At 70.8% G+C, this 4,401-nt stretch carries 5 protein-coding genes; all 5 read right to left on the minus strand.

Features of this window, described 5'->3' with window-relative positions; translation table 11 throughout:
- Positions 1-147: 147 nt before the first annotated feature.
- Genes VIR15_RS12920 through VIR15_RS12940 form a run of 5 tightly spaced genes read right to left on the minus strand, consistent with a single transcriptional unit; the run spans position 148 to position 4,208 of the window.
- Positions 148-384: a DUF6458 family protein gene (locus VIR15_RS12920; RefSeq protein ID WP_331928234.1), complete on the minus strand. Its 237-nt coding sequence runs from the start codon at positions 382-384 to the stop codon at positions 148-150.
- Positions 385-440: 56 nt separating this feature from the next.
- A complete protein-coding gene (locus tag VIR15_RS12925; protein WP_331928236.1) occupies positions 441-1,298 on the minus strand; it encodes a hypothetical protein in 858 nt (285 codons plus the stop codon).
- Between the two features lies 1 nt (position 1,299).
- Positions 1,300-3,159, minus strand: coding sequence for an NHL domain-containing thioredoxin family protein (locus tag VIR15_RS12930; protein WP_331928238.1), 1,860 nt, complete (start codon positions 3,157-3,159; stop codon positions 1,300-1,302).
- Positions 3,156-3,980, minus strand: coding sequence for a carbon-nitrogen family hydrolase (locus tag VIR15_RS12935; RefSeq protein ID WP_331928240.1), 825 nt, complete (start codon positions 3,978-3,980; stop codon positions 3,156-3,158). Before VIR15_RS12935 ends, VIR15_RS12930 begins: the two co-directional genes overlap by 4 nt.
- A 42-nt stretch (positions 3,981-4,022) precedes the next feature.
- A complete protein-coding gene (locus VIR15_RS12940) occupies positions 4,023-4,208 on the minus strand; it encodes a DUF6767 domain-containing protein (RefSeq protein WP_331928242.1) in 186 nt (61 codons plus the stop codon).
- Between the last annotated feature and the right edge of the window lie 193 nt (positions 4,209-4,401).

Raw genomic sequence — 4,401 nt, forward strand, 5'->3', positions numbered from 1 at the left:
CCGCGGCCGCGGCCGCGACGGCATCCAATGCACCGGCCCCGCGGCGAGCCGGCCCGCGATGAGTCGTCACTCCTCCATCGAACTACGAAGGCGGGCCGAGCGCGTGAGTTCTCGCGCTCAGCCCGCCTTCGTGGGCGTCGAGGTGGATCAGTAGGCGTCGTCGCGCCGCTCGACGATGTCAGGACCGCCACGACGCTCGGTGACCGTGGTGTGGCGCTGGCGCTGAGCATTCTGGATGACGCCCATGATCAGGGCGAGGGCACCGCCGACCATGAGGATGATCCCGACGGTGTCGAGGTCGGTGTTGAAGATGCTCTCGTCGAGCCCGGTGAACGTCAGGATCGCCCCGAGAACCAACAAGGTAACTCCGAGTCCGATACCCATGTCGTCTCCTTCTCCGTGCCTTCTGTGGCCGGCCACGTGCCCGCCTCGGCCAGCACTTACCCGCGACGACCGAGGATCACACGCACGAGTCCGACAATCAGGGCAATCGCCAGCAGACCGACGGATACTCCCAGGGCGACGCGCGTCTCGGACATGAGCCCGTCTTCCGCCAGCCCATAGGCGGAGGTGATGACCGCGGAGCCGATCGGGTCGCGGACGACATCGGCGGCTTCGCCCCGGCCGACGACGAGGCCGGCCGCGAAGGCCACGCTGGCCACGATGCCGCCGAGTCCCAGCAACCCGAGCGCCCGGACACGTCGCCGGGCCAGCAGGACGGAGACGGCGGCGAGGCCCACGACGATCCAGGGTGCTGCCGGCCCGGCGATGGAGCCGACGGCGTAGGTGCGTCGCGCCGTGGCGAGGTCGTCGGCCGAGAAGAGTGGGACCTGGATCTGCGACGCGACGGCGACGTCCCCCGCGAGGCCGAAGCCGCTGAGCAGCTGCTCCAGCCCGGTGAGCTCGATGGTGAGCGGCATGACGACCCGCCCGGTCGAGTCGACGCTGGCCGGCCGGTCTCCCTCCATGACCGCCACGAGCTCCCCGTGGGCGCTGCGCAGGCCGGAGGCCCAGGCGCGGTCGACCTCCGGTCGCGCGAGCACGGTGCCGACGAGCTCGCGCAGTGGCGGCTCGAGCTGCTGGGCGAGACGGTCGGGCAGGTCCAGCTGCGCCTGAACGCTGGCGATGGTGCGGTCCGTCAGGGCGTCCCGGACCTCCGGAGATGACGCGACCGGCCGCATCTCGGTGACGAAACGGTCGGTGTCGGTACCGACGGAGGACACCCAGGCGACGAGCAGCGCGACCGGCAGGAGCACGACGGCGAGCAGTCCCGCGAGGCCCGAGGCCGGGGAGCGCACGTCAGGCGCCTCGAAGATCGAGCGTGAGCGTGCCGGGCGCCCCGTCGACGAGGGTGAGCGGGATGCCCCAATCCTGTTGGAAGAGATGGCAGGCCGCGTGCTCCGGGACCTCTCCGGTATCCGGATCGCCGTCGCAGGCGGCCGCCTGGACGGAGACGTGCAACGTGCCATGCCGTATGCCGCCCGCGACCCTGATCGTCCGGCGCAGCCCAGGTGCCCTGCCGCCTCCGTCGAGCAGGAGCCCCTCTGGCGAGGCGGACACGTCGAGCATCGTGGGGTCACCCCACCGGTGGTCGAGCTTCTGTCCCCTGGGCGGCACGAACGTCACCTCGAGGTGGATCGCCCCGGGTGCGAGCTCGGTCGGGGGTCGTTGGGTCCGGCGTGCCGGTCCGTCGACCCGCTGGGCGTCTTCCGGCAGGGCAACGCGGGTAAGGCGGTGGGCCGCGGACTCGACGACGACGAGACGGGTCTCGCCGCTGTCCGGGTCGCGCTCGACGACGGCGTCACTCGGCTCGGCGAGGCCGCGAGCGAGGGTCGACACGTCTTTGCGAGCAGGGTCGTAGCGGCGGATCGCCCCGTTGTAGGTGTCGCTGATCGCGACCGACCCGTCGGGCAGCTCGGTGACGCCGAGGGGGTGCTGGAGCAGCGCCTGCTCGGCCGGCCCGTCGCGGTGGCCGAAGTCGAACAGGCCCGTCCCGACGTGGGTCTCGACGGTGAGCGTGCCGTCGTCGCCATGAGTGATCGCGCGCAGGGCCGATGTCTCGGAGTCGGCGATCCACACGCGCCCGCCGTCGGCGGAGGTGTACAGCCCAGAGGGCTGGGCGAACCACGCCTGATGCGCGTCGCCGTCGCGCAACCCCTCGTTCGCCGTGCCCCCGACCACCTCGATCATGCTCTGCTCGATGGTGTCCCCTGGTGTCCAGGCCCACAACTGATGGGTGCCGGCCATGGCGATGAGGAGGCGCTCGCCCAGCCACGCCAGGTCCCAGGGGGTCGACAGGTCCTGTGTCAGGGCCGGGCCCCCGCCGGTGCGTTCGCGAAGCTGTCTGCCGGTCCCTGCGAGCGTGTGGATGCTGTTGTCGGAGAAGCGGATTCCCTTGAGCTGGTGGTTCACCGAGTCGGCGACGAGCAGGTCGATGCCGAGCCCGTCGCGCACGGCCGGGGTCGCGAGCAGCACGCCCTGCGGCTCGTTGAAGCTGCCGCGATCGCCCCACCGGGCCCGCTCGGTCTCGAGGTCTGCCTCGAGGTGGACCACCTGGTGGTTCGACGTGTCCGAGACGATAAATGACCCGTCCCCCACGGCGACGGCCTTGCCGGGGAAACGGAGCCTGGTGTCAGCGGGAGGCGGCGGCACGTAGGGGTCGTCGCCGGGCTGGAGTGTGCCCTTCGCCGCGTGTTCCTCTATCAGCTCGCCGACGAGCGAGGCGAGACCCGGGCCGTGGCCCTCACCGGACATCGACGCCACGACGTAGCCCTCCGGGTCGACGACGACCAGCGTGGGCCACGCGCGTGCCGCGTAGGCGCGCCACGTCACGAGCTCCGGGTCGTCGAGGACGGGGTGGTGGACGGCGTACCGCTCGACCGCCGCAGCGAGGGCGTCGGGGTCTGCCTCGTGCTCGAACTTCGGCGAGTGCACCCCGACGATCGTCAGCGCGTCGGGGTGCTGCGCCTCGACGGGTCGCAGCTCGTCGAGGACATGGAGGCAGTTGACGCAGCAGAAGGTCCAGAAGTCCAGGATCAGGACGCGACCACGGAAGTCGGCGATGGAGTACGCCTTGCCCCCGGTGTTGAGCCAGCCGCGCCCGACCAGCTCCGGGGCCCGAACCTTGACGCGAGCACGGGCGGCCGAGGCGGAGGTCACCGCAGCCGCCGGTCGGCCAACGCTGGGAAGGCCTGCCGCCACCGCTGGGTCGCGTCAGTGTCGACCTCGACGCTGAGCACCTCCTCGTGGGGTCCTGCGGTCGCCAGGACGCTGCCGGTGGCGTCGACCACCTGCGAGCGACCGCCCATCTCATGGCCGGCATGCGTCCCCGCGGTGTTGCACTGGATGACGACGCTCTGGTTCTCGATGGCGCGGGCCTGGCCCAGGACGGTCCAGTGGGCGACACGCTTCGCCGGCCAGGCCGCCGGGACGACAAAGACCTCGGCGCCCCGGTCGACCAGGGCGCGGTAGAGCTCGGGGAAGCGCAGGTCGTAGCAGGTCGAGAGGCCGACCGGGACCGTCTGCGCCGACCCTGTGGAGTCCCCGGGGCTCACTGGAACGTCGATGACGACGAGGTCCTCGCCAGGGTCCATGAGCCGTGGTTCACCCTCACCGAACCCGAACCGGTGGATCTTGCGGTACGTCGCCACGAGCTCTCCGCCAGGTGAGAAGACGAGCGAGGTGTTCCATACGCCGTGGCCCTCGGTGCTCGTCGGTTCGCTCCGTTCGACGATGCTGCCGCCGTGCAGGGTCACGCCGGCATACTTGGCCGCGTCGGCGAGCGCCTGGGCAATGGGGCCGTCGACCGGCTCGGCCCGGGTGTCCCAGCTGGGGTAGTCGAACCCGCCGGCCGGCCACAGCTCGGGGAGGACGACAAGGTCATGCCCTTCCTGGGCACGGACGAGGTCGACGACGCGCGCCGTGCGGTCGGCGACGCTCTCGTCGTCACCGTAGGCGAGCTGGATGACGGCTACCTTCATGCCCCAACTCTCACACACCGGGTGCGGTCGTGAGAGGACCGGTCAGCTCGCAGCGAGCTGCTGGGACCGGACCTCCCGACGCTTCTCGGCGAGCTGCTCGCGCCACTCGGGATCCGACTGGACGAGGTAGACCAGGCCACAGTCCTGCGGGCCTTCAGCTCCGGGGAAGCACAGGCTGCACGGCTCGCCGACCCGGATCGGGCACTTCGGTTGGGGTGGCCTTGCCATGCAGCCAATCCTACGCTTGGTAGTAGTTGAATACCAAACCACTATGCCGTATGCCGCTGAGTTCCCTTCCGCTCGAGCCCGCGGCAGGTGCCGGGCCGGGCCTTCGTCCACCGTGCAGAAGGCAACACACCCGCTTATCGACTACCGGGCCCTGCTGCAGCAGGGCCCGGCAGTCGATAAGCGGGTGTGTTGC

It is taken from the genome of Intrasporangium sp. (assembly GCF_036566125.1).
Classification (GTDB): Bacteria; Actinomycetota; Actinomycetes; order Actinomycetales; family Dermatophilaceae; genus Intrasporangium.